This is a genomic window from Natrarchaeobaculum sulfurireducens (genome assembly GCF_003430825.1).
Lineage (GTDB): Archaea > Halobacteriota > Halobacteria > Halobacteriales > Natrialbaceae > Natrarchaeobaculum > Natrarchaeobaculum sulfurireducens.
In genome coordinates, this window is the sequence record NZ_CP024047.1 from 625,235 (window position 1) to 646,918 (window position 21,684).

A 21,684-nucleotide genomic window follows, 5' to 3' on the forward strand; every position below is an offset into this window, starting at 1 on the left:
ACGGCGGCGTTAAACGGGGGCGAACCGACCGGAGCGTCTCGAGCACGTCGGCCTGTTGGACGTCAGCGCTGGTTCACTCGAGACACGGTTGTGGTTGGACGGGTCAGCACATCGGTACCAGACGGGGTTCGATGAGTTCTCCGGTGAGCGCACGCACGGGACCTTCGCTCACCGATACCCAGTCATCGCTTTCCGTATCAGTCGTCTGCGTGGAGCGTCTTTCCGCCGAGATCGGGGCGAGTCACGTCCCGGTCGGTCGCTTCACCGTCGATGTCGAATGGGTATTCGCCGGTGACACACCCGAGACAGAGATCGATTCGCTCCGTGCCGAGAACCTCGGCAATCGCCTCCGTCGAGAGGTAAGCGAGACTGTCCGCGTCGATCGTCTCGCGGATTTCGTCGGTCGTCTTGTCCGAGGCGATCAGTTCCTCGCGGGTGGCCATGTCGATGCCCATGTAACAGGGAGCGACGATCTCCGGTGCGCCGATCCGGACGTGGACCTCTTCAGCCCCACAGTCTTTGAGCAGCTGGACGAGCTGGGTCGAGGTGGTGCCGCGGACGATGCTGTCGTCGATGACGGTGACGGTCTTGCCCTCGATCGTGGACTTGATCGGGTTGAGCTTCAACCGAACGGCGCGTTCACGCTCGTCCTGCGTCGGCATGATGAACGTGCGGCCGACGTAGCGGTTTTTCATCAACCCCTCTGCGAACTCGACGCCGTCGTCGTTTTCGGCTCGAGACTCGCCGTCAGCCGTCGTCTCTGACGCTGCATCAGCGTACCCGGAGGCGAACGCTCGACCCGAGTCGGGAACCGGCATCACGACGTCCGTTTCGACGCCGCTTTCCTCCCAGAGCTTGCGACCGAGACTACGACGGGCCTCGTAGACGAGCGTCTCGTCGACGATACTGTCCGGGCGCGCGAAGTAGACGTGCTCGAAGAAACAATGGGCCGTCTGTTCGCGCTCGAGCAACTGATACGAGTCGAATCCGTCGCCATCTGCCTGCAAGACGACCAGTTCGCCCGGTCGAACGTCGCGGACGAGTTCACCGTCGAGCGTGTCGATCGCCGCCGATTCGGACGCGAGCATGTAGCCGTCCTCGAGCTCACCGATACAAAGCGGGCGATTGCCGACCGGATCGCGGACGCCGATGACGGTGTCGTCGTGACAGATCGTCAGCGCGTACGAGCCGTGGATGCGCTGCATCGTGCGCTTGACCGCGCGTACGAGATCCTCCTCGAGCAGGTTGCGTGCGAGATCGTGGGCGATAACCTCGGTGTCGCCGTCGCTGGTAAAGGCGTGACCGAGTGCAGCGAGTTCTTCGCGAATCTCGTCGGCGTTGACGAGGTTACCGTTGTGGCTCAACCCGAGTGAGCCGCTTTTGAACGAGACGGAAAACGGCTGTGCACACGAGGAGTCGACGGAACCGGCAGTCGGATACCGGACGTGACCGATCCCGGCCCCGCCCTTGAGGACGTCGAGGTCGCCCTCCTCGAACGCCTCCCCGACGAGTCCCATCTCGACGTGGCTGTGTTGCTGGAACCCGTCGTGAGTGACGATCCCGGCAGACTCCTGGCCGCGATGCTGGAGTGCATAGAGCGCGTAATACAACGGTCGTGCCGCCTCTCGACCGTCCAGTGAGACGCCGACGACGCCACACTTTTCGGTCATCCCTGTTCGCCGGGGAGTCTCGCCCCGCCCATCAGTCATGGGAGTCAGTAGAGCGCCGAGTCGATAAAAATCCCCGTGTTTGTGCTTTCTCATCCGGCACGAGACGTAAAATATGTGCACGTTCTTGAATAGCTATGGGTGGTCGTAGCGCTCCCGTACACGGCCTCGAGTACCGACTTGAGCACACGGCGACCGACGGACGCGATAGCGAGTGTGCCGGGTGCCGGTCGTATCGGACCAGCGTGGGTTCCGGATGCACGCGCGAGGAATCCCTCGGTCGAGACTATGTATTGCTATATAGCGACAGTCTGGTGTTAACGACGCTTTAGACGGCCTTGACAGGTCTGGGAAATCACTCTGGTCAAAGATATGTGCTTTCCAGCGAAATATATTCTAAAATTATTTACATACATTGCGATGTTCATAGAAACAACAGTAGTACAAAGCCACGAAGAATCAATCCGGTTGCGGCCGTTTCGAGACACAATAGCTGCCAAGGGCTGCGTTAAAGCCATTAAAGCGCACCTGTCTGTTTTGATCGAATCGCCGTCGAACGACACTTCGCCCGAGGTGCTGGCGAATATTCGGCAAAGACGAGTCAGAGCTTAGCTATATAGTATACTACTTAGACAGGTATTGACAGGTCGTGCCGTCTTCGAGGTGAACAGTCGCAGCGTGTGCGTTCGAGTGGCACACGGCGGGGCCGTCCTCACGAGATGTCTTCGTCCGAGCCACCTCGTTACGATTCCGAACGTTTGACGACGAAGAACTTCATATCGCCCTGGAACACCACAGTCTCATCTTGGGTCGTCACCGTCGTGTCGAAGACGACGAGGCCGACGTCATCGCGACTCTCGAGCACCCGTTTCTCGGCGACTTCGACTTCGAGCGAGATCGTATCGCCGATGAAGACCGGGTTGGGAAGGTCCATCGCGTTCATCCCCAGGAACGCGTAGGCCGTTCGCTCGAGGACGCCGATCCGCATGAGCATCCCGATCGCCTGGACGAAGGTCATCGGACCGTGGACGATGCGTTCGCCGAAGTCGCGCTCTCGAGCGAACTGCTCGTTTGCGTGGAGTTCGTTCCAGTCGCTGCTGATCGAAGCGTACATCACCACGTCCGTTTCGGTCATCGTTCTGCCGGGCGATTCGAACACCTGGCCGACCTCGAACTCCTCGAAGGAGTGTGGCTCGTAACTGTATGCCATGTCCCCTGTCTATTCGAGCGATCACATATACCTTGGTACGAACCGCCAGTTGGCACGCCATCCCCAGTCACAGAGAGGAACATCTATAGGATCACCGGACGAATCTCGGCGTATGGACTTCCAACTCACAGACGAGCAGCGACAGATCGCCGAGATGGTCAGCGATTTCGTCGACGAAGAGATCGTCCCGGTGGCCGAGGAGATCGACAAAGAAGACGAGTTCCCACACGACCTCGTCGACGAACTCGCCGAACTCGGCCTGATGGGGATGCCGTTCCCCGAAGAGTACGGCGGGGCCGGTCTCGACTACCACGCGTACCCGGCCGCCCTCGAGGAGATCTCTCGCGGCTCCGGCGGCCTCGGAACGATCGTCGCCGCCCACATTTCGCTCGCCGGCAACATGGTCTATGCGTTCGGGGACGAAACCCAGAAAGAAGAATACCTTACGCCACTGGCAGAGGGCACTGACATCGGCGCGTTCGCTCTCTCGGAAGCCAGCGCCGGTAGTGACGTCCCCTCGATGGTGACGACGGCCGAGAAAGACGGCGACGGCTACCTGATCAACGGCGAGAAGCTCTGGATCTCGAACGGCTCGGTCGCAGACACCGTCACGGTGTTCGCCAAAACCGACCCCGATGCCGGCAACAAAGGCATCTCGTCGTTTATCGTCCGTCCCGACGAGGACGACGGGTTCATCGTGGAGGGTACTGAGGACAAACTCGGCGACAAGGGTTGTCCGACCGCCGAACTCCGCTTTGACGACCTGTGGGTGCCCGAAGATCGCCTGCTCGGCGAGGAAGGTGACGGCTTCGTCCAGGCACTGAAGACGTTAAACGGGGGTCGCATCACCATCGCTGCCCGTTCGGTCGGTATCGCCCAGGCCGCACTTGACGAAGCCGTCTCGTACGCCAACGAGCGCGAACAGTTCGGTCAGTCCATCGGCGAATTCCAGGCAATTCAGCACAAACTCGCGGACATGGATACGAAAACGCGTGCTGCACGGCTGCTCATGCACTCTGCGGCGGACAAGAAGATTCGCGGCGAGAACTTCATCAAGGAGGCTGCACAGGCGAAACTGTACGCCAGCGAGGTCTCACGCGAAGTCGCAAACGAGGGGATCCAGATCCACGGTGGCTACGGCTACACCAAAGACTTCCCGGCCGAGCGGTTCTACCGCGACGCCAAACTCAACGAGATCTACGAGGGAACCAGCGAAGTGTTGCGAAACACGATCGCCGCACAACTGCTGAACTGACGACGCAGTCGAACGGTGTCGGCCACAGAGACGGTTACATCGCCTTTTTCGCGTCGATCAGTTGGGTTGGCCGTCGTTCCCAACAGTTGCCCGGCCCTCCGCTCGTAACTCGCCGAGACACGTCTCGAACGGCTCGAGAACCTCGTCGGCGATCGTGTACGGGTCGCTCTCTTTTGCCACGACGGCGTCGACGTACGCCTCGAGTCCGCCACGGGCCTCGAGTTCGTCGGCGAGGAGTTCCGCGGTGTCTTCACGCAGCAGCGTTCGGATCTCCTCGGCGTACCGCTTCCGGGCCGAATTCTGGAGTTCGCCCGTCTCGGCCAGCCACGAGACGTGGTCGTCGAACGTCTCGAGCAGGTCGTCGACGCCCGCCGCGTCGGTGGCCACCGTCTCGACGATCGGCGGCGTCCAGTCGTCTTCGCCCGTGCCGTCGAGGTCGAGGTCGTAGTCGGCCATCGCGTCGGGGCCGTGGTGGCCCGTATCCGGCGCGTCGCTCGCCACCATAATCATCTCCCGGAGCTCTGTGACCGTCATGTCGGCGCCGTCTTTGTCGGCTTTGTTCACGACGAAGACGTCGGCGATCTCGAGGATACCGGCTTTGAGCATCTGGATGTCGTCGCCCGATCCCGGCGGAACGAGCACCGCGACCGTGTCGGCGGTTTTGACGATGTCGATCTCGTTCTGGCCGGCGCCGACCGTCTCGATGATGATCTTGTCCTTGCCGAACGCATCGAGCGCACGGACGGCGTCGGTCGTCGCCGTCGAGAGGCCGCCGAGCGAGCCACGGGCGGACATCGACCGGAAGAAGACGTCCATATCGCCGACGTTCGATGCCATCCGGATCCGGTCGCCGAGAACGGCACCGCCGGTAAACGGCGAAGAGGGGTCGATCGCGATAACGCCGACGGTGTGGCCCCGATCACGGTAGGTCTTCGCGAGCTTGTCGACGAGCGTCGACTTGCCGGCTCCGGGCGAGCCGGTGATCCCGATGACGTCCGCATCGCCAGTGTGGGCGTGGAGTTGCGAGACCAGATCTCGATAGCCCGGCGAGTGGTTCTCGATCTTCGAGATGACACGGGCGAGCGCCCGGTGTTTGCCCTCGAGCAGTTCGGTGAGTAGTCGTTCGTCGTCGTCGGTCATCGTTCTGGGGCGTTCTCACGGACGAATTCGACGATGTCTTCGATCGACGTTCCGGGGCCGAAGATTTCGGCGACCCCCTGTTCTTCCAGCCCAGGGCGGTCCTCCTCGGGAATAACACCACCGACCAGCACGAGCGTGTCGTCTTTGGCGTCGTACTCCTCGAGGCCGTCCATGATCTTGGGGACCAGGGTGTCGTGGGCGCCCGAGAGGATGGAGATACCCAGCACGTCGACGTCCTCCTGAACCGAAGCCTGAACGATTTCGTCGGGTGCCTTATGAAGCCCGGAGTAGATCACTTCGAAGCCGGCATCGCGGAACGCCCGCGCGATGACATGAGCGCCACGGTCGTGGCCATCGAGTCCGACTTTTGCGACCATACAACGAATTGTCCGTTGGGTGTCCTCACGACTCATGACTCAGGATTTTCGCGGGCACCCATGACTCTAACGGAACGTCCGGACGGCTGAATAGACGAGTCGTCGACAGCGACCGATCCTGCTCGAGGAAACAATTACTGCCACGTAGGTCAATGATACCACATGGCAGTACGCGACGCAACCACCGACGACGTCGACGCGATCCGAGAGGTCGCAGAACGCTCCTGGACGGCGGACTATCCTGACATCCTGAGCCGAGAGTCGATCCAGGAGGGTCTCGATGACTGGTACGCAGACCGACGGATCGAAGATTCGATCATCTGGTCGCGTGCGCTCATGCTCGTCGTCGAACGCGACGAAGGGATCGTCGGCTTCGCTCACGCGACCTGGGACGTCGACGAGACGGACGGAAACATCCTGCGCGTCTACGTCGACCCCGACCACCGCGGTGTGGGAATCGGCTCCGACCTGCTCGAGGCGACGCGCGATCGACTGTTCGACATCGGCGTCGAACGGATCAAGGCGATGGTCCTCGAGAAAAACGACCTCGGGAACGCCTTTTACCGGGGGTTCGGCTTCGAGAAAACCGACACACAGCAGATCCAGATCGGAAGAGAAAGCTACGTCGAGTGTACGTACACGCTCGATCGAGAGGGATAGCGGTAACCGGCCTCCGGATAGGTCGTGTGTCGTCGGCCGGAGACGCGTTCTGCAGTCGTATCGGTCGTCGACGAGTAAGGCGGAACGGCGGGGCGTCGGTCAGACGGGGCTGATCTCCTCGCGGTAGGCACCGTGGTGATCTTCGAAGATCTGCATGATCTCGCCCATCGTCGCGTACGCTTTCACCGCGTCGATGATGTACGGCATGACGTTTTCTTCGGACTCGATGGCCGCAGAGAGCGCCTCGAGCGTCGCGTCGACGTCCTCGTCGTCTCGGTCGGCTTTGACCGACTCGAGTCTGTTCAGCTGGCGGTCGCGGGTCGTCTCGTCGATGTGGAGGATCTCCGGCGAGGTGTCCTCCTCGATGGTGTACTCGTTGACGCCGACGACCACTTCCTCGCCGCGTTCGACGCGTTGTTGATACTCGTAGCTGGATTCTTGAATCTCGCGGTGGTAGTAGCCCTGGTCGATTCCCTCGAGAACGCCGTCGCGGACGGAACCGTCGCCCATCTCCTTGATCTCCTCGAGGTAGCCCATGATCTCGGCTTCCATCTCATTGGTCAGCGTCTCGATCGCGAAGCTGCCGCCCATCGGGTCGACGATGTCGGCTGCGCCGGACTCTTCGGCGATGATCTGTTGGGTGCGTAAGGCGACGCGGACAGCCTTCTCACTGGGCAGCGCGAGCGCCTCGTCGAAGCTGTTGGTGTGCAGCGACTGCGTGCCGCCAAGGACGCCCGCCAGCGCCTGGATCGTGACGCGGACGATGTTGTTGAGCGGTTGCTGGGCAGTCAGCGACTGGCCGGCCGTCTGGGTGTGGAACTTGAGCCGCTTGGATTCGGACCGTTCGGCTCCGTACCACTCTTCCATCACGTGGGCGTAGATGCGACGTGACGCACGGAACTTCGCGATCTCCTCGAAGATCGAGTTGTGTGAGTTGAAGAAAAACGAGAGCAACGGCCCGAACTCGTCGACGTCGAGCCCGCGGTCGATGCTGTCTTCGACGTAGGCGAAACCGTCGGCGAGGGTGAACGCCGCTTCCTGGGCGGCCGTCGATCCCGCCTCACGGATGTGATAGCCCGAGATGGAGACCGGGTGGAACTTCGGCGTCTCGTCGACGGCGAACTCGATGGTGTCGGTGACGACTTTGAGCGACGGCTCCGGCGGGACGACCCACTCCTTCTGTGCGATGAACTCCTTTAACATGTCGTTCTGGAGCGTCCCCCTGATTTTGTCGCGTGGAACACCTTGCTGGTCGGCGAGAGCGACGTACATCGCATAGATGACGGCGGCGGAGGGATTGATCGTAAACGACGTCGACACTTCACCGATGTCGATGCCGTCGAACAGGATCTCCATGTCGGCCAGCGTATCGACGGCGACCCCTTCTTTTCCGACTTCGCCCTCGCTCATCGGATGATCGGAGTCGAGTCCCATCAGGGAGGGCATGTCGAACGCCGTCGAGAGACCGGTCTGACCCTGGTCGATCAGGTAGTGGAATCGCTCGTTGGTCTCTTCTGCGGTCCCGAAGCCGGCGAACTGGCGCATCGTCCAGGTCCGCCCACGATACATCGTCGGGTACGGGCCTCTGGTGTACGGTGGTTCACCGGGAAAGCCGAGCTCCTCCTCGAAATCGAGATCGGCGATGTCCTCCGGGGTGTAGAGCCGGTCAACCTCGAGATTCGAGACCGTCGCGAATCGATCCTGACGTTCGCCGTGGCGCTCGAGGATCGGCTCGAGCGATTCCGTCTCCCACTGCTCCCGTTGCTCACGGATATCCGCCAGCTCTTGCTCGTCAAACATTAGTATGATTATCTATGCCAGGATTCTAAAGTCTTGTTATTGCCACCCGGATAATTGATCACGTATGATTGGCCGGGCGTGTGTACACCGGGCTCGAGCGCCTCATCGGACCGAAACTGGCAGTCTACCGGCTGGATTGGAACGAACGGTTGGCCCGCTGGACCGGGAGAGACAGCCGGACCGGGAGCGGACCGGACACCGCGAGACGGCCGCCGAGTTTCGTCGTCGAGACACCTGTTGATACCCGCCGAGTGGTAGATATCCACAATCATTAAGTACCAACCAGGCGAGAATTACGTATGCACACGTTTTTATTACCGATCGACGAGAGCGAAACTCGTGCAGAACGGGCGGCAAACACCGTTCTCGAGCTTCCCGGCAGCACCGAGGAGAAAGCCGTACTGTTGTTGAACGTCTCCGAGTCAACGAAACAGCCCTGGCTCCAGGAGTTCGAAGCCCAGCGAGCGGACGGAGCCTCGGAACCGTCACTTCCCGACAGCACGAACGCGGCCTATCAGCTCCTCGAGGAGGCGGGCGTCGCCGTCGAAACCCGTCTTGAAGAAGGTGACGTCACCGAATGCATTCTCGAGGTCGCCGACGACGTCGACGCCGACAGCATCATCATGAGTGGACGACAGAAGAGCGCAACCGGGAAGGTCCTGTTCGGGAGCATTACCCAGTCCGTCTTGCTCAACACGGACCGGCCTGTGACCGTCCTGATGAGCGACTGACCGTCGGGTTCGACTCGCCAGCTACGCAGGTCTTTTCGACGACGCTCCGTGCAGAGTGTACCAGTTGAGTCGACTCCAGAGCGTTGCTGTTCCGGACGGTCACCCGAGGCTGAATAAACCATATCCCCGATGACAAGGTAGATGGTACCATGTATACAGCACTGGTGCCAGTCGACGAGAGCGAAACGCGAGCGAGGCGAGCAGCGAACGTCGTTACGTCGTTACCCGGTAAAAGCGACGAACTCAACGTCGTCTTGCTGAGCGTCTCCGAGAAGAAACAACAGCCCTGGTTCACCGAAGCAGAGATCAACACGACGGAGGGGCAGCCGGATCAGTCCGTCGCACCGGAAAGCGTGGACGTCGCCTACGAGATCCTCGAGAACCACGGTGCCTCGGTCGAGAAGCGATACGAGTACGGCGATCCCCCAAAACGCATTCTCGCGGTCGCCGAGGAGATCGTCGCCGACGTCATCGTGATGTGTAGCCGGCGCCAGAGTCCGACCGGGAAAGCGTTGTTCGGAAGCGTCACCCAGTCGGTGATGCTCGAGAGTCAGCGCCCGATCGTGTTGTTGATGGACGAGTGAGGACGGGACCTCGCGTCTCGAGGTCGCCCGCGAATCGGTGTCGAACAAGGGACGAACCGGCCACGGCGGACAGTTGCGACCAGCGGCCGCAGTCAGTCGGCCTTGTGGTACTCGTAGTAGCTGAACACGGCCAGCATGATCCAGCCAATCGCGATCACGCCGGTGATCCGGTTCTCGTTCGAGACGGCGAGTGCGGCCGTTCCGATACCGATGAGTAGCCAGAGGGCGGTCCCGAGCAGTGTTCCGAAGAGTTTCATAAGTTGAACTCCCCGATTACCAGGGCTGGATGCCCCACCAGAGGATCGGGAGCATCAACAGTGCCAGGATGATAAGTGGCATAGCACTCGTAAAGCGTTCGACGTCGTCGTCGGGGTAGCCGTGCATCTCGTTGATCAAAGCACGGTTAGACTCGGGGTCGACACCGAGAGAGTCGATGCGCTCGGCGACGAGCGAGACGACGATGAACGTCAGCATCGACAGCGGGAACGCGATCATGATCGCGTCGATCCCGAGGTCGGCCGTCAGTCCCTCACCACCAGCGCCGATCCCACCAAACGCGTGCGGCGAAAGGACGATGACGGTGACGAAACCGACGATACTCGACGCGATCGCCCCGTAGCGGTTCACGCGGGCCGACCAGACGCCAAGAACGATCACGGGCGTGATCGCGGCGGCACTGATCGCAAACGCCCACAGGATACTGACGACGAGGAACGCTGGCGGGTTCAGCGCGATGAGCGCGATGACGAGTCCGGCACCGATGACGGACGCGTAGCCGAACTGCGTCTTACGGTCTTCCGTGATCTCGAGTTCGAACGCCTCGATGACGTCGTTGGCGACGGCGGCACTGATCGCGAGCATGTGGCCGCTGACGGTCGAGAGACCGCCTGCAACGGCACCGGCGACCACGTAGCCAGTGATCGTATCGCCACCGAACGCGAAGTTCAGGTAGAAGATCATCTTGTCGAAGTCGGCCTCGTCGACCGTGTCGATAAGCCCCTCCTGGGTGAGCCACATGACGCCCGCGAACGCGACGGCGTAGACGGTCGCGAACATCAGGGCACTGACGGCGACGAACCAGAACACCGTCTTTCGGCCAGCCTCGACGTCACGGCTGGTGAAGATGCGCTGTGCGAGGTGGGGCATCCCGATCGGCCCCAGTGCCATCGCCAGGAACATCGCGAAGTACCAGCGGGTGTCGAACGTCATGTCGAAGAAGCCGGGCTGGGCGGCCTCCATCTCCGGGACGAGGTCACCGTAGCCAAGCGGCGGGAAGAACCAGCCAGTCGATCCGAGCTGGTTGAGCACCAGCATCATCGGGAAGAACGCTGCCGTTAGCATGAGCCAGAACTGCAGTGCGGAGTTGTACGAAACACCCCACATTCCGGATATGACGACGTATCCGGTGACGAGCGCCGCGATGACGAACAGCGAGAGAGTGTAATCCCACCCGAAGAGGATCTCCGCGATCTGTGCGAGACCGATGAACTGGCCGAGCGCATACATCAACATCACGAAGACGATGAGCAGCGCCATCACGACGGACATCGAGTTGCCATACCGGTCCTTACAGAACGTCGCTGGCGTGTACGATCCCAGCCGACGGAGCGTCTGTCCGTAGAGGATGACGATCAGCGGGATCGACAGCAGGAAGTTCGTCCACATCGCGAGAAACGGGATCTGGACCTGCACCATCAGAGCGATGACACCCATAAACGTCGCTAAACTCTCCCACGTCGCCGAGATCGCCGAGCCGTTGACGAACGGGCCGATCGTCCTGCCAGCGACCATGTAGTCGTCGGTCCCCTGGATCCGCTTTTTCATCACGTAGCTGATCGCATAGTACGCGACGAAGGTGATCGCGATGAAAAACAGCGGGGCCAACAACGTATCGAACGTCGTCTGGAACGGATAGTCCTCTGCAGGCGCTACCTCGAGCGGACTAATCATCGCTATCACCTGCCTCGGCGACTTCCGCCGGAGCCGCCTCTCCTGCGGCGGCTTTCATCTGTGCTTTCTCGTCCATGATCGAACTGGTGACGTACCGGTAGTACCCCCAGTACAGGACGAACATCGTTGCTGGTCCACCCGCAACCAGCCAGAAGTAATGAAACGGGAACCCGAGGACTCTGAAGTCGGGCGTCCCGAACATCGTGAACCAGATACCCCCGTGTATGACGGCAGAGAGCGCCAGAAACGCACCTACCGTTGCCAATGCCTCTTTGGTATGCGTCTGCATATAGGCCACATCTTATTCCGGCTATTAAATAATTATGGGAGTTACCTCGAGAAGATCATTATATAATTCCAAACACATATATACGGCCTAGAGTAGATTTCGTGAGGGAACATAGTAACAACTGCACCGAGTCACACACTGATCGCCGATCCGTCTGGCGGGCAGGTACGCACTGACGTGCAGCGGCTACTATCGCTGACGACGGCTGTACAGAAACGCAGCCACATCGTCGACGCCAGTCAGCCCCCGTCTTCGACGAGTCGGGAGCTATCGACACACTGGCCAGAGACGAATTACGCCCACACTCGCTGTGAGACGATCACTCGCATGACAACACGTTTGTACGCTTCCGACGATGGGGCAAACGAATGCAACGAAAAACAATTAGCATCGAGACCGACGAGCACGTCGGGTTCCTCAGGCTCGAGCGGCCCGACTCGATGAACACGTTCACGTCGGAACTGGCCATCGAACTCGACGAAGCCCTGACCACGCTCGAGGACGACGACGACGTTCGAGCGATCGTCGTCTCCGGGGCCGGAGACGCTTTTTCGATGGGGATCGACGTAACCGAACACGATACACACGATTCCGAGGCTGCGTACGAACAGTGGGTCGCGCGCATGGAAACGCCGTTTACAACCATCGCAAAGATGGGAACGCCGGTTATCACAGCGGCACACGGCTATGCCGTCGCGAACGGACTGGGGCTCGTCGCCGCTGCGGATCTCGCCGTCGCCGCCGAGGGGACGCAGTTCGGTGCGACTGCGCCAAAAGTCGGACTCTTCTGTATGGGTCCTGCAGTACCGTTGATGCGGTCAGTGACCGAGAAGCGCTGTCTCGAGTTGCTGTTGACCGGCGAACTCATCGACGCCGATACCGCACTCGAGTGGGGAATCCTCAACCGCGTCGTCCCTGCGGGCGAACACATAAACGCTGCCGTCGAGCTCGCGAGTGCGATTACCGACAAGAGTCCAACTGCCGTTCAACTGGGCAAACAGGCTTACTACGAGATGGCGAACATGCCGTATCGTACGGCGCTCGAGTACTCGAACGAGCGGTTTGCGGCCGTCTGTGCGACGTCGGACGCGGCGGAGGGGATCGATGCGTTCCTCTCGGGTCGCGAGCCAGAGTGGGAGACGTGACGGTCCGGTCACTCCTACCCACCTTCATGTCACTCGGTATCGACTTGCTGTCGGTATGTGTCTTCCGTAACCAGGAGAATAGAACATGTACAACAAAACATTAAAGCGGCAATAAAATGATTTGGGAGATATGGGTGTAGATTACGACAGCGAAGTTGAGGAGTTCGAATGGGGGATCCCAGAGTCGTACACAGTTACGTCGACTGTCGAGTCACACGCCGAGGCGTTCGGCGACCGCGTCGCCGTCCACTTCCTCGACGATGACGGGGTCCGAACGGAGCGTACATACAGCGACATCCGCGACGACAAGAACCGATTCGCAAACGGCCTCGAGGAACTCGGCGTCGGCAAAGGCGACCGTGTCATGCACTTGTTCCCGCGTCACCCGGAGGCGTTCGCGATTCAGCTCGGTGCGCTCTCGACGGGCGCACTGTTGGTCCCCTGTTCGTCGATGCTGCGGGCAAAAGACATCGAGTTCCGCTCGAACGACTGTGAGGCGACGACGATCGTCGTCCACGAATCGCTCACGGACATGGTCGAGCCGGTCATCGACGAGACGCCACTCGAGCGCGTGATCGTCCTCGACGGCGATGAGAGTGATCTCGAAGACGACAGCTGGATGACCTACGAGTCGGTCAGTGAGGGGGAGCCGACCGAGTACGACGGTCCCGACCTCTCTGCTGAGGACCCGATGTCGATCAACTACACCAGCGGTACGACCGGTCAGCCAAAGCCAGTATTGCACAAACACCGCTGGCAGTACTGTTTCAACCAAATCAACGCGCCATACTGGTGGGGGATCGACGAAGACACGGACCTCGAAGACGAGTTGCTGTGGGCAACGACAGGGACTGGCTGGGCGAAGTGGTTCTGGAGCCCGGTCGGGGTCGGCATCACGACGGGTGCCACCCAGCTCATCTACGACGGCGACTTCGAGGTCGAGACGTTCCTCGAGATCATGGAAGACGAAGGCGTCACGAAGCTCTGTGCCGTCCCCACGCAGTATCGGATGTTCGCAAACGCCGACCTCGAGGAGTACGACGTCCAGCTCAACGACACGCTTTCAGCAGGCGAACCGCTCAACCGCGAGCCGATCGAGCGCATCCAGGACGCCTGGGGTGTCACGCCACGGGACGGGTACGGGCAGACCGAGACGGTCGCGCTCGTGACCAACTACCCGGGCATCGACGTCGAGATCGGCAGCATGGGCAAGCCGACGCCGGGAGTCGGTGCCACCATTATCGAAGTAGACGAAGAAAAAGAGGTCGAGCCGGGTGAAATCGGCGAAATCGCCGTTCCGGTCGACTCGCCGGCCATCTTCGACGGGTACTTCGAGAAACCAGAACTCGACGAGCAGAAACTCTCCGGCGAGTACTACCGCACCGGCGACCTCGCCTCGCGTGATGAGGACGGCTACTTCTTCTTCGAAGGCCGCGCCGACGACATCATCATCTCCTCTGGCTACCGTATCGGCCCGTTCGAGGTCGAAGACGCGCTGGTCACTCACGACGCGGTCGCCGAAGCAGCCGCCGTCGACAGCCCACACGACGAACGCGGCAGCGTCGTCAAGGCCTACGTCATTCTCAACGAGGGCTACGACGGCAGTGACGAACTCAAAGACGAGCTTCAGGAGTTCATGAAAGAACAGACGGCACCCTACAAGTATCCGCGCCGGATCGAGTTCGTCGACGAACTCCCCAAAACCTCGAGTGGCAAGATCCGCCGCGTCGAACTGCGCCAGCAAGAACAAGAAAAGCACGACTAATCGGGGGCGCAGACCCGGTCTTACTTTTCGCGTCTTTCTCCACGGGACAGGGTGTCTCGGCTCGACTCGTTTAGATCCAAACTGTCGGGTGATGCGTCGGGAAAATGAGTGAGCCGCTCGAAGAGAGCCAATGGCCGTCAGTCGTCGCCTCGTTCACGAACGCAGTCGCGAATCGCGTCCGGAAGCGGCGTCGACTCGAATGCGTCGTCAACGAAGACGAACGACACCTCGCCGTCGGCGACGCGTTCGTCGTTCGAGAGTCGCGTGATCTCGAACGAGACCGAGAGTGACGACGTGCCGACGTCGACGACGGACGTCTCGAGCGTTGCGGCGTCGCCGGCACGAAGCGGCGAGTAAAACGACGCCGACGCGTCGACCGCGGGGAGGAGATAGCCCGCCTTCCGGTAGGCTTCCATCGGGTGTTCGCCGTCGGCGGCCGGCCGGAAGTAGTCGTTCAGGCCCACGATCACGAAATGGAAGAATCGTGGATAGTAAATGAGCCCGCCGGCGTCCGTCTCACCCCAGTCGACGGTGATCTCGGTCTCGTGTGGCATCGATCAGGCGACGCGGAACGTGATCGTTCGCTCGCCCGTCGTCGCGTTCGACTCGATGCCGACGGACACCGACTGACCGATCTCGACCTCGTCCGGGTCGATGTCCGCGACGATTCCGGTCAGGCGAACCGCACCGAACGAGACGATCGCGGTGACGTAGGGAGCGTCGTCGTCGAACTGCGGTGTGGGGACGGCGACGGTCGTGTGGGTGACGATCTCGCCGGTCTCCGGCAACGGCCGTTCGGTCAACTCGCGGTCGCCACAGTGTGGACAGACCTGCCGCGGCGGGAGCAACCCGTGGCCGTTCGAACACTCGTCGTAGTAGCCCTCGTCCTCCTCGAGTGCGTCGAGGAAGTCGTCGTACTCGCCGTTGCGGACGGTGTCGCTCATTCGATCACCTCCAGGACGTGGACGGTCGCACTGGCGACGGTGCCACCCGCGTTGTGGGCGACGCCGACGGTCGCGTCCGGCACGTCGTCGGCCCGGGGATGTGATCCCTCGAGCAGGTTCGCGATGGCGAGGACCTGGGCCGCGCCGGTCGCGCCGACGGGGTGGCCCTTCGCTTTCAGGCCGCCCGAGAGGTTGACCGGAACCGAGCCGTCTCGAGTCGTCTCGCCGCGGCGTGCTGCACCGATCCCCTCGCCGTAGCTGAAGAGGCCGAGACCCTCGAGGGCGAGCACTTCGGCGATCGTAAAGCAGTCGTGGACCTCGACGACGTCGACGTCGTCGGGGCCGATTCTCGCTTCTTCGTAGGCCTGCTCGGCGGCATCGCGCGTCGCCGGGGTCTTCGCGAGGGACGCACGGTCTTGCAGCGCCATCGTGTCGCCCCCGTGGCCGGAGCCCGTAACGGCGACCGACGCCTCGAGACCGTGCTCTGCGGCGTACTCCGGCGAGGTCAATACGAGCGCGGCCGCACCGTCGCTGATCGGACAGGCGTCGTAGAGACCGAGCGGAGCCGCTACCTCGGGAGCGCCAAGCGCGTCCTCGACCGTAATCTCGCGCTGAAGGTGAGCGTGGTCGTTGACCAGTGCGTGTTCGTGGTTCTTCACGGCGATGTGGGCGAGGTCTTCGCGGTCGCCGCCGAACGCCTCGAAGTAGGCCCGCGCCATCAGCGCGTAAGCCGCCGGGAACGTGATCCCGGCGCGGATCTCGTAGAGGTCGTCGGCCGCACGTGCCAACCCGTCGGTCGCACCGGCCGTACCCATATTATTCATCCGCTCCATGCCGCCGGCAACGACGACGTCCGACTCGCCGCTTCTGACTGCTCGGACGGCGTCGCGAACCGCAACTCCGGCCGAGGCACAAGCGCTCTCGACGCGTCGCGACGGGGCTGTCGTCCCGAGCGCCTCCGCGGCGATCGGTCCCTGGTGACCCTGATTTTCTGCGAGCGTCCCGACGAAGTTGCCGTAGAACACCTCGTCGACGTCATCCGGTTCGAGTCCGGCGTCCTCGAGTGCATCGAGTCCAGCCGAAGCGAACAGCTCTCGACCCGTTCGCTCTCCGAGATTTCCGAACGGCGTCATCCCAGAGCCCGCGAGAATTGCCTTCGTCATTGTTTACCACGCGACGATTGGGCAGGCTCGATTATAGGTGTAACGAAGCGAGTCGTCCGTCAGCACGATCGGGCAGCGTTTTACCGAGTCGGCACGCTTAATACGTTGGTTGCGCCAGCCACAGGTGATGAACCTCGAGACGATAGACCGTGTCGGCGTCGTCGGCGCTGGCACCATGGGAAGTGGTATCGCACAAGTCGCTGCGACCCACGGTTACGACGTGGTCGTCCGTGACATCGAAGCAGAGTTCGTCGAGCGCGGCCTCGAGACGATCGAGGACAGTCTCGGCCGACTCGGCGAGAAAGGGGCACTCCCGGACGACCCGGATTCGATCCGGGACCGAATCGAGGGAACGACCGACCTCGAGACGCTCGCCGACTGCGATATCGTCGTCGAGGCAGCCGTCGAGAACCTCGAGATCAAGAAGGACGTGTTCGCGGACCTCGACGAGATTACCGGCGACGAGGCGGTCCTGGCGACGAACACCAGCACGCTCTCGATCACCTCGATTGCGGCCGCGACCGACCGACCCGAGCAGGTGGTCGGCCTCCACTACATGAATCCCGTTCCGATCATGGAGGGCGTCGAAATCGTCGTCGGCGAGAAGACGGACGCCGAGGTCGTCTCGCTGGCCCACGAGTTCGCCGAAGATATGGGGAAGACGACCTGGGAGGCAGACGACAAGCCCGGCTTCGTCACGAACCGCATCCTGATGCCCTGGATCAACGAGGGGATCCGCGCCTACGACGAGGGCGTCGCCTCCAGGGAGGACATCGACGCGGGGATGGAACTCGGCACGAACGTCCCGATGGGGCCGCTGACGCTCGCCGATCACATCGGCCTCGACGTCTGTCTGCACGCCTCCGAGACGCTGTTCGAAGAACTCGGCGACCGGTATAAGCCGGCGTACCTTCTCAAGCGAAAAGTCGAAGCCGACGAACTCGGGAAAAAGACCGGCAACGGATTCTACGAGTACGACTAGCCGGTCTGCAATCGGACCTGGTCGGCCCTCGGTTTCGGCTCGTTGGCGGGACCCTCGAACTACTGCGTCCGACCGCACAAAGACGACAGTGAGCGCGACAGGAACGGCCGACTGCTCGAATCAACGATCGAGACGGACTCGAGGCCGACTCGAGTCGTTACGCTTTGAGATGGCGGGCGATGATCTTCTTCTGGATCTCCGATGTCCCTTCGTAGATCGTGGTGATCTTCGCGTCTCGGTAGTAGCGTTCGACGTCGAAGTCCTTGGTGTAGCCGTAGCCGCCGTGGACCTGGACGGCCTCGCTGGCCACGTCGACGGCGGTTTCGCTGGCGAAGTATTTCGCCATCGCCGCGGACATGGGGTCGACGCCGTCTTCGTTCTTGCGTGCAGCATCGCGAGTGAGCAGGCGGGCCGCCTGGACGTCGGTCTGCATGTCCGCGAGTTTCTGTCCGATCGCCTGGTGTTCGACGATCGGCTGGCCGAACTGTTCGCGTTCGTTGGCGTAGGAGACGGCGGCATCTAGAGCCGCCTGAGCGACGCCGACGGCCTGGCTCGCGATAGCGACCCGGCCACCGGTCAGGATCGAGAAGGCGGCTTTGAGCCCGTCGCCGACCTCGGTCAGACGGTTTTCGGCCGGGATGCGGACGTCCTCGAAGATGAGCGTCGTCGTGTCGCTCGCCCGAAGGCCCAGTTTGTCCTCTTTCTTGCCGACCTCGAGTCCGTCTGCGTCTGTGGGGACGAGGAACTGGGTGACGGTGTTCGGGTCGTCACGGTCGGTCTTTGCGAAGAGGATCACGACACCGGCGCGTTCGCCGTTGGTGATCCATTGCTTCTTGCCGTTGATGACGTACTCGTCGCCCTCGAGTCGGGCCTCCGTGGACATCTCGGCGGGGTTCGAGCCGGCGTGGGGTTCCGAGAGCGCGAACGCGCCGACTGGCCGCCCCGTCGCCATCTCGGGGAGCCACGCTTCTTTGTGTTCTTCGGTGCCGAACTGGCGGATACACGAGGTGGCGAGACAGTGGACCGATAGCGCGGTGGCGACGGCGAGATGGCCGACCGCGAGCTCCTCGTTGACGATGCTGTAGGTGACTTCGTCGACGTCGAGGCCGCCGTACTCCTCGGGAACGGTCATCCCGGTGAACTCGAGGTCGGCCAATCCGTCCCAGACGTCTTCTGGGAACGACTGTGCCTCGTCGGCTTCGCGGACGTCCTCGGCCACTTCGTTCTCGACGAACTGCCGTAAGGTGTCACGGATGAGTTCCTGTTCGCTCGTAAGCTCCATACGAACGCATTCGTCGGTGGGCTACTAAATCGTGCGATTCGATCACGTTCGGTAGCGTCCAGATTCGCTCACGAACGATAGCTACATATGGTCGTTACCGAGAGATGAGCATGTATGACAGCCGTCCAGTCTAGAGACGCGGCTCTCGATCGTATCGGCGACGGTGACACCGTCGGTATCGGCGGCTTCGTCGCCGTCGGAATTCCCGAACACCTCCTCGAGGGGCTCGGCGAACGGTACGCCGAGCGTGGCTCGCCGGGCGATCTGACGCTGTATCACCCTGCTGCCGAAGGCGACCGACAGGGTCGTGGGCTCTCACATCTCGTTCAGGACGGGATGCTCGAGCGGACGATCGCCAGCCACTGGGGGTTCACGCCGGACCTGATGGAGTGGATCGTCGAGGGCGAGATCGAGGCGTATAACCTCCCGTTCGGCGTGATGGATCACCTGTTGCGCGATACGGCCGCGGGCAAACCGGGGACGATCACGCACGTCGGGCTGGGCACCTTCGCCGATCCGCGCCAGGAGGGGGCGAAAGCAAACGACGTGACTGACGAGGACATCGTCGAACTCGTGACGCTCGACGGAGAGGAGTACCTGTTCTATCACTCGGTTCCGATCGATGTCGCGATCCTCCGTGGCACGACGGCCGACGAGAACGGCAACGTTACGATGGAGCGTGAGGCACTCGAGTCGAACGTCCTGGCGATGGCCCAGGCCGCCCACAACTCCGGCGGGACCGTCATCGTCCAGGTCGAACGCGTCACCGAGACGGGAACGCTCGACCCCAGAGAGGTCGTGATCCCCGGCGTGCTCGTCGACGCGGTCGTCGAAGCGCCAGCCTCCCACCACCCGCAGACGTACGCCGAACCGTACAGCCCCGCGTACTCGGGTGAGATCAGACCGCCAGCCGACGACGGCTCGAGCGAGGCCGCCGAACTGGACGTCCGGAAGATAATCGCTCGCCGAGCGGCGATGGAACTGTCGCCGGACTCGGTGATCAACCTGGGCGTCGGCGTCCCCGAGCGCATCCCCGAGGTCGCAGCCGAAGGTGGCATCAGCGACGAGATTACCCAGACCGTCGAGTCCGGGCCAGTGGGGGGCTCCGCCTCCGGCGGAATTAGCTTCGGGACGGCGACCGGACACGAAGCGCTGGTCTCGTCGACCCAGCAGTTCGACTTCTACGACGGCGGCGGCCTCGACTTCGGCTTCCTCGGGATGGCCCAGATCGACGCCGAGGGCAACGTCAACGTCAGTCGCTTCGGCTCGCAACTGCCAGGCTGCGGCGGCTTCATCAACATTACCCAGAACGCCGAGCAGGTCGTCTTCTGTGGGACGCTCACGACCGGCGACTTCGATATCTCGGCGGGCGACGGCGAGCTGTCGATCGACCGCGACGGCGACATGCCGAAGTTCCGTGAGTCGGTCGAGCAGATCACCTTCAGCGGCGAGTACGCCCGTCGGATCGACCAGCCGGTCACGTACGTCACCGAACGTGCAGTCTTCGAACTGCGCGAGGAAGGGCTGACGCTGACCGAGATCGCCCCCGGCGTCGACCTCGAGGCCGACGTGCTCGAGAAGCTCGAATGTGTGCCGGCCGTCGCCGACGATGTCGCCGAGATGGACGCCCGTCTGTTCGACGCCGACCCGTTCGATCTCACCCACGCAGTCAACTGAATCGACTCGGAATACGTCGTTCGGTTCGATCTGCCGATATCGTTTTCCCGATACTTTTCACACGTCCGCGTCGCAGCAAGCACAGCAAACTGACGACGGCTCGAGGCGGATGGCCGACGATAGCATTAACCGACCCCGCTGCGAATCGACGATTGGTATGGACGAGTACGAGAACCTGACCGTCGAATACGACGACGCAGTTGCGACGGTGACGTTCGACAGCACCGCCGGCCGAAACGCGTTGCACATGGACTTCGCGAACGAACTGGTCGACGTCGCGACGACCCTGGGCGAAGACCCCGATACGCGATGTATCGTCCTCACGCACGAGGGGAACTTCTTCGGTGCCGGAGCCGACCTCGCTGAACTGTCCGGAGACGCGAGTGACGCTCCCGTGCTTCGACAGCTTGCTGGCCGGGCTCACGAAGCGATCGTGCAGTTCCACCAGACGGAGACGCCGGTCGTGGGCGGCGTCAACGGGATCGCCGCCGGGATCGGGTTCAGTCTTGCGCTGATGCCGGATCTGCTCGTCCTCGGCGAGGACGCGACACTGAAGTTCGCCTACCCCGGCGTCGGACTGACCGGCGACGGCGGCGCGACGTTCTTCCTCCCGCGGCTGGTCGGCCTGCGGACCGCGAAAGACATCGTCCTTCGGGACGAGCCCATCGGCCCCGACGAAGCGGTCGAAATCGGTCTGGCCAGCGAGTCGGTGCCGACCGAGGCGTTCGACGACCGGCTCCATGACCTCGCGAGTGACCTGGCTGCCGGCCCAACACACGCACTCGGCACTGCGAGTCGACTCCTGACAGAGAGTTACGATCGCGGACTCGAGTCCCAGCTCGCAGCGGAAGTGGACGCTATCGCCGGTGGCGCACACACCGAAGACTACGAACGCGGACTCGCCGCGTTCTTCGGTGACGACGACCCCGAATTCGTCGGCCGATAGGATCGACTGTCCCGTCCCCTCGAGCCACGAACCACAGCTCCCGTCCAACCCGCCGGGCGATGACGGGATCGTCGGCTGGGCGCTCGAGCAGGATGATTTATCAGCAAGAATACCGAA

21 protein-coding genes are annotated in these 21,684 nt (G+C 62.0%); 9 read left to right on the forward strand and 12 right to left on the reverse strand.

Features of this window, described 5'->3' with window-relative positions; translation table 11 throughout:
- Nucleotides 1-197: 197 nt before the first annotated feature.
- Complete coding sequence (gene purF, locus AArc1_RS04305; protein ID WP_117363207.1) at nt 198-1,670, reverse strand: amidophosphoribosyltransferase; 1,473 nt, start codon at nt 1,668-1,670, stop codon at nt 198-200.
- 739 nt (nt 1,671-2,409) lie between these two features.
- The gene (locus AArc1_RS04310) at nt 2,410-2,877 is read right to left on the reverse strand and encodes a MaoC/PaaZ C-terminal domain-containing protein (RefSeq protein WP_117363208.1); all 468 of its coding nucleotides are present in this window, start codon (nt 2,875-2,877) and stop codon (nt 2,410-2,412) included.
- A gap of 112 nt (nt 2,878-2,989) precedes the next feature.
- Here AArc1_RS04310 and AArc1_RS04315 point away from each other — a divergent pair, with 112 nt between their 5' ends.
- Nucleotides 2,990-4,132 carry an acyl-CoA dehydrogenase gene (locus AArc1_RS04315; RefSeq protein WP_117363209.1) on the forward strand — a complete coding sequence of 381 codons (1,143 nt, stop codon included), beginning with the start codon at nt 2,990-2,992 and terminating at the stop codon, nt 4,130-4,132.
- A 57-nt stretch (nt 4,133-4,189) separates the two neighbouring features.
- On the opposite strand, the gene meaB is transcribed toward AArc1_RS04315, so the two are convergent.
- A complete protein-coding gene (meaB, locus tag AArc1_RS04320) occupies nt 4,190-5,272 on the reverse strand; it encodes a methylmalonyl Co-A mutase-associated GTPase MeaB (protein ID WP_117363210.1) in 1,083 nt (360 codons plus the stop codon).
- Complete coding sequence (locus AArc1_RS04325; RefSeq protein ID WP_117363211.1) at nt 5,269-5,685, reverse strand: cobalamin B12-binding domain-containing protein; 417 nt, start codon at nt 5,683-5,685, stop codon at nt 5,269-5,271. Before AArc1_RS04325 ends, meaB begins: the two co-directional genes overlap by 4 nt.
- Nucleotides 5,686-5,811: 126 nt before the next feature.
- Here AArc1_RS04325 and AArc1_RS04330 point away from each other — a divergent pair, with 126 nt between their 5' ends.
- The gene (locus AArc1_RS04330; RefSeq protein WP_117363212.1) at nt 5,812-6,309 is read left to right on the forward strand and encodes a GNAT family N-acetyltransferase; all 498 of its coding nucleotides are present in this window, start codon (nt 5,812-5,814) and stop codon (nt 6,307-6,309) included.
- A 99-nt stretch (nt 6,310-6,408) separates the two neighbouring features.
- Here AArc1_RS04330 and AArc1_RS04335 read toward each other — a convergent pair whose 3' ends face one another.
- Nucleotides 6,409-8,109, reverse strand: coding sequence for a methylmalonyl-CoA mutase family protein (locus tag AArc1_RS04335; protein ID WP_117363213.1), 1,701 nt, complete (start codon nt 8,107-8,109; stop codon nt 6,409-6,411).
- Nucleotides 8,110-8,408: 299 nt separating this feature from the next.
- Here AArc1_RS04335 and AArc1_RS04340 point away from each other — a divergent pair, with 299 nt between their 5' ends.
- On the forward strand, nt 8,409-8,840 hold the full coding sequence (locus tag AArc1_RS04340) for a universal stress protein (protein WP_117363214.1): 432 nt from the start codon (nt 8,409-8,411) through the stop codon (nt 8,838-8,840).
- 149 nt (nt 8,841-8,989) lie between these two features.
- Nucleotides 8,990-9,424 (forward strand): universal stress protein, encoded by a 435-nt coding sequence (locus AArc1_RS04345; RefSeq protein WP_117363215.1) that lies wholly within the window; start codon nt 8,990-8,992, stop codon nt 9,422-9,424.
- Between the two features lie 92 nt (nt 9,425-9,516).
- On the opposite strand, the gene AArc1_RS18920 is transcribed toward AArc1_RS04345, so the two are convergent.
- Genes AArc1_RS18920 through AArc1_RS04355 form a run of 3 tightly spaced genes read right to left on the reverse strand, consistent with a single transcriptional unit; the run spans nt 9,517 to nt 11,663 of the window.
- The gene (locus AArc1_RS18920; RefSeq protein WP_186336646.1) at nt 9,517-9,681 is read right to left on the reverse strand and encodes a hypothetical protein; all 165 of its coding nucleotides are present in this window, start codon (nt 9,679-9,681) and stop codon (nt 9,517-9,519) included.
- 16 nt (nt 9,682-9,697) lie between these two features.
- Nucleotides 9,698-11,374, reverse strand: a complete 1,677-nt coding sequence (locus AArc1_RS04350) for a sodium:solute symporter family transporter (RefSeq protein ID WP_117363216.1) — start codon at nt 11,372-11,374, stop codon at nt 9,698-9,700.
- A complete protein-coding gene (locus tag AArc1_RS04355; protein WP_117363217.1) occupies nt 11,367-11,663 on the reverse strand; it encodes a hypothetical protein in 297 nt (98 codons plus the stop codon). Before AArc1_RS04355 ends, AArc1_RS04350 begins: the two co-directional genes overlap by 8 nt.
- 368 nt (nt 11,664-12,031) lie before the next feature.
- Between AArc1_RS04355 and AArc1_RS04360 the strand changes: the two genes are divergently transcribed.
- Both AArc1_RS04360 and AArc1_RS04365 read left to right on the forward strand, forming a co-directional pair.
- The gene (locus tag AArc1_RS04360) at nt 12,032-12,808 is read left to right on the forward strand and encodes an enoyl-CoA hydratase/isomerase family protein (protein ID WP_117363218.1); all 777 of its coding nucleotides are present in this window, start codon (nt 12,032-12,034) and stop codon (nt 12,806-12,808) included.
- Between the two features lie 130 nt (nt 12,809-12,938).
- A complete protein-coding gene (locus AArc1_RS04365) occupies nt 12,939-14,573 on the forward strand; it encodes an acyl-CoA synthetase (protein WP_117363219.1) in 1,635 nt (544 codons plus the stop codon).
- 137 nt (nt 14,574-14,710) lie between these two features.
- Here AArc1_RS04365 and AArc1_RS04370 read toward each other — a convergent pair whose 3' ends face one another.
- The 3 genes from AArc1_RS04370 to AArc1_RS04380 are packed head-to-tail and all read right to left on the reverse strand — an operon-like array spanning nt 14,711 to nt 16,680.
- A complete protein-coding gene (locus AArc1_RS04370; RefSeq protein WP_117363220.1) occupies nt 14,711-15,127 on the reverse strand; it encodes an acyl-CoA thioesterase in 417 nt (138 codons plus the stop codon).
- A 3-nt stretch (nt 15,128-15,130) separates the two neighbouring features.
- Nucleotides 15,131-15,517 carry a Zn-ribbon domain-containing OB-fold protein gene (locus tag AArc1_RS04375; protein ID WP_117363221.1) on the reverse strand — a complete coding sequence of 129 codons (387 nt, stop codon included), beginning with the start codon at nt 15,515-15,517 and terminating at the stop codon, nt 15,131-15,133.
- The gene (locus AArc1_RS04380) at nt 15,514-16,680 is read right to left on the reverse strand and encodes a thiolase C-terminal domain-containing protein (RefSeq protein WP_117363222.1); all 1,167 of its coding nucleotides are present in this window, start codon (nt 16,678-16,680) and stop codon (nt 15,514-15,516) included. Before AArc1_RS04380 ends, AArc1_RS04375 begins: the two co-directional genes overlap by 4 nt.
- Nucleotides 16,681-16,807: 127 nt before the next feature.
- On the opposite strand from AArc1_RS04380, the gene AArc1_RS04385 reads away from it, so the two are divergent.
- Nucleotides 16,808-17,662, forward strand: coding sequence for a 3-hydroxyacyl-CoA dehydrogenase family protein (locus AArc1_RS04385; RefSeq protein WP_117363223.1), 855 nt, complete (start codon nt 16,808-16,810; stop codon nt 17,660-17,662).
- A gap of 157 nt (nt 17,663-17,819) precedes the next feature.
- Here the strand turns inward: AArc1_RS04385 and AArc1_RS04390 are convergent, their stop codons facing one another.
- Nucleotides 17,820-18,944, reverse strand: coding sequence for an acyl-CoA dehydrogenase family protein (locus AArc1_RS04390; protein WP_117363224.1), 1,125 nt, complete (start codon nt 18,942-18,944; stop codon nt 17,820-17,822).
- Nucleotides 18,945-19,058: 114 nt separating this feature from the next.
- On the opposite strand from AArc1_RS04390, the gene AArc1_RS04395 reads away from it, so the two are divergent.
- Together AArc1_RS04395 and AArc1_RS04400 are read left to right on the forward strand one after the other, a co-directional pair.
- Complete coding sequence (locus AArc1_RS04395; RefSeq protein ID WP_117363225.1) at nt 19,059-20,621, forward strand: acyl CoA:acetate/3-ketoacid CoA transferase; 1,563 nt, start codon at nt 19,059-19,061, stop codon at nt 20,619-20,621.
- 157 nt (nt 20,622-20,778) lie between these two features.
- Nucleotides 20,779-21,567 carry an enoyl-CoA hydratase/isomerase family protein gene (locus tag AArc1_RS04400; protein WP_117363226.1) on the forward strand — a complete coding sequence of 263 codons (789 nt, stop codon included), beginning with the start codon at nt 20,779-20,781 and terminating at the stop codon, nt 21,565-21,567.
- Nucleotides 21,568-21,684: the final 117 nt, after the last annotated feature.

Excerpts from the sequence above, each read along its gene's own strand:
- purF (WP_117363207.1), bottom strand. The coding sequence starts at position 1,670 with ATGACCGAAAAGTGTGGCGTCGTCGGCGTCTCACTGGACGGTCGAGAG.
- AArc1_RS04310 (WP_117363208.1), bottom strand. The coding sequence starts at position 2,877 with ATGGCATACAGTTACGAGCCACACTCCTTCGAGGAGTTCGAGGTCGGC.
- AArc1_RS04315 (WP_117363209.1), top strand. The coding sequence starts at position 2,990 with ATGGACTTCCAACTCACAGACGAGCAGCGACAGATCGCCGAGATGGTC.
- meaB (WP_117363210.1), bottom strand. The coding sequence starts at position 5,272 with ATGACCGACGACGACGAACGACTACTCACCGAACTGCTCGAGGGCAAA.
- AArc1_RS04325 (WP_117363211.1), bottom strand. The coding sequence starts at position 5,685 with ATGAGTCGTGAGGACACCCAACGGACAATTCGTTGTATGGTCGCAAAA.
- AArc1_RS04330 (WP_117363212.1), top strand. The coding sequence starts at position 5,812 with ATGGCAGTACGCGACGCAACCACCGACGACGTCGACGCGATCCGAGAG.
- AArc1_RS04335 (WP_117363213.1), bottom strand. The coding sequence starts at position 8,109 with ATGTTTGACGAGCAAGAGCTGGCGGATATCCGTGAGCAACGGGAGCAG.
- AArc1_RS04340 (WP_117363214.1), top strand. The coding sequence starts at position 8,409 with ATGCACACGTTTTTATTACCGATCGACGAGAGCGAAACTCGTGCAGAA.
- AArc1_RS04345 (WP_117363215.1), top strand. The coding sequence starts at position 8,990 with ATGTATACAGCACTGGTGCCAGTCGACGAGAGCGAAACGCGAGCGAGG.
- AArc1_RS18920 (WP_186336646.1), bottom strand. The coding sequence starts at position 9,681 with ATGAAACTCTTCGGAACACTGCTCGGGACCGCCCTCTGGCTACTCATC.
- AArc1_RS04350 (WP_117363216.1), bottom strand. The coding sequence starts at position 11,374 with ATGATTAGTCCGCTCGAGGTAGCGCCTGCAGAGGACTATCCGTTCCAG.
- AArc1_RS04355 (WP_117363217.1), bottom strand. The coding sequence starts at position 11,663 with ATGCAGACGCATACCAAAGAGGCATTGGCAACGGTAGGTGCGTTTCTG.
- AArc1_RS04360 (WP_117363218.1), top strand. The coding sequence starts at position 12,032 with ATGCAACGAAAAACAATTAGCATCGAGACCGACGAGCACGTCGGGTTC.
- AArc1_RS04365 (WP_117363219.1), top strand. The coding sequence starts at position 12,939 with ATGGGTGTAGATTACGACAGCGAAGTTGAGGAGTTCGAATGGGGGATC.
- AArc1_RS04370 (WP_117363220.1), bottom strand. The coding sequence starts at position 15,127 with ATGCCACACGAGACCGAGATCACCGTCGACTGGGGTGAGACGGACGCC.
- AArc1_RS04375 (WP_117363221.1), bottom strand. The coding sequence starts at position 15,517 with ATGAGCGACACCGTCCGCAACGGCGAGTACGACGACTTCCTCGACGCA.
- AArc1_RS04380 (WP_117363222.1), bottom strand. The coding sequence starts at position 16,680 with ATGACGAAGGCAATTCTCGCGGGCTCTGGGATGACGCCGTTCGGAAAT.
- AArc1_RS04385 (WP_117363223.1), top strand. The coding sequence starts at position 16,808 with ATGAACCTCGAGACGATAGACCGTGTCGGCGTCGTCGGCGCTGGCACC.
- AArc1_RS04390 (WP_117363224.1), bottom strand. The coding sequence starts at position 18,944 with ATGGAGCTTACGAGCGAACAGGAACTCATCCGTGACACCTTACGGCAG.
- AArc1_RS04395 (WP_117363225.1), top strand. The coding sequence starts at position 19,059 with ATGACAGCCGTCCAGTCTAGAGACGCGGCTCTCGATCGTATCGGCGAC.
- AArc1_RS04400 (WP_117363226.1), top strand. The coding sequence starts at position 20,779 with ATGGACGAGTACGAGAACCTGACCGTCGAATACGACGACGCAGTTGCG.